This window comes from Nocardiopsis oceani, assembly GCF_054777395.1.
The window spans coordinates 1-1,626 of sequence record NZ_BAAHAR010000114.1 but is presented as its reverse complement, the minus strand read 5'-3'; the positions used below and the strand labels follow the sequence as shown (position 1 = coordinate 1,626).

General features: G+C 66.1%; 1 protein-coding gene. It reads right to left on the bottom strand.

Going from position 1 to position 1,626, the window contains the following annotated elements; translation table 11 throughout:
• The coding region (locus ACYVDG_RS32605; protein ID WP_460764128.1) for a hypothetical protein at positions 1 to 1,342 on the bottom strand (1,342 nt) is incomplete at its 3' end.
• Positions 1,343 to 1,626: the final 284 nt, after the last annotated feature.

The window sequence follows — 1,626 nt, the reverse complement described above, 5'->3', positions numbered from 1 at the left end:
ACCGCTTCAACACGGCTGGATGGTAAGAGCGGAGTGACGGGAGACTGTCACGCTCCGATCTGTGGGGGCCCGGGGCTGCGATGCCCCGGGCTACCCGACCCGCGCTCGTCGACCCGCCGGCCGAGAAACTCCTCTTGTGGTCAGCCTCCGACCCGCTAGCCGGGGTGTTGCACCCCTGGTACCAGGCGCAGGTGGTGTGACCGAACATCCCCGCGTCCCGCAGAGCACCCGTGGCATCGCGCTGGGTACGGCCCACGTCCAACACCGTCTCCCCCTTCGGGGAGGTGATCATCCGACGCAGCACACTGTTGGGGGCCAGGGCACGGATCGCGGCCATGGAGACCACCTGCCCGTCCTGCGTGGTGGCCGGGCCAGCTGCCTTGCCCTCTTCCTGGCCCTGGAGGCCCAGGAAGGTGGGCAGGGGCACCATGATGTTGATCATCGCCACCGCAGCACGCTTCTTACCCGGGCCACCCTTGCCGCCCTTACCCTCGGCACCCTCAGCACCCTCACCGTCCTTGGTGGGGTCGGTGGGGTGGGAGGCGGACCGGACCAGGTTCATGAACGCGTCATACATCCGCTCCGAAGCCGACACGTGCAACCGGTCCTCATCGAAGGGCGGCATGTACGCCTTCAGCACACACTTCAAGATCTCAGCGTCCACGGCCGGGCCCCAGGCCTCAAACAGGTGAGTGCCATCAAAGGTGCGCAACAAACGCGCACCCCTGGCCTCGAAGGCGGCCTGGTGCTCCTCCTCCAACACCGCCGGGTTGTGCCGGGCCAGCAGCTCCTTACCCAGCCGGTTGATGTCGGTCACCGACATCGCCGGCTCCTTGGCCTTGGCGGCCAGGATCCCGGCCTCGATGATCCGCCGGAAGATGCCAGCGTCCGGGTGGTGCTCCTGATTGCGCTTGTCCACCGCCCTGTCAGCGGTCCGGCACACCGCCACCGCCTCACCAATCGACAGCAACCCGGAGTCCAGGCCTTCGCGGGTGGCGGGCAGCTCCTGGGCGAACAAGCGCCGGGCCAGCTCGGCCCGCCCGTTGGCCTCACCCGGGGCCATCCCCACCGAGTGGACCAGCCAGTTCTGCACCGACCTCTGCCCACCCGCCTCCAACAACGTCCCGGCCGCCTCCAGCTGCGCCAGACGCAGCAGCATCGAAAGCTGGGCCCGGTCGAAGTCCTCGAACACCTGCGAGACCACGTCCAGGACCTCACCGGCCACACCCGCCGGAGGCACCTCCGCCATTTCCGAGGCGATCTTTTCCCGGGCAGTGCGCATGGCGTCCACGGCGGGCGTAGTGACCGCCATGGCCCCGCACTGCCCGAAAGAAGAAGTCATACCCTAAGGATATCAAGAAACACCCAGAAAGGACCTAACCGGGAGGTGAGAAAACACTTACCCGGACACCCAGATCCGCCTTTCCATCCCCCGGAAAGAAGCCTTCTAGGAAAAGGAGTCCGACCCCCTGTCCGCATTCTTGGGCAAAGCGGACAAATGAGGTTTTCTCAGCGAAAAAGCGGGGGCTATGAGCGAGCGCGAGATCGTACGGGCCGACCCTGACCCCAGACAGACGTGAAGCCCCTGGTAGGACAGGTCTCACCACAAGATCGTCCACAGCACCA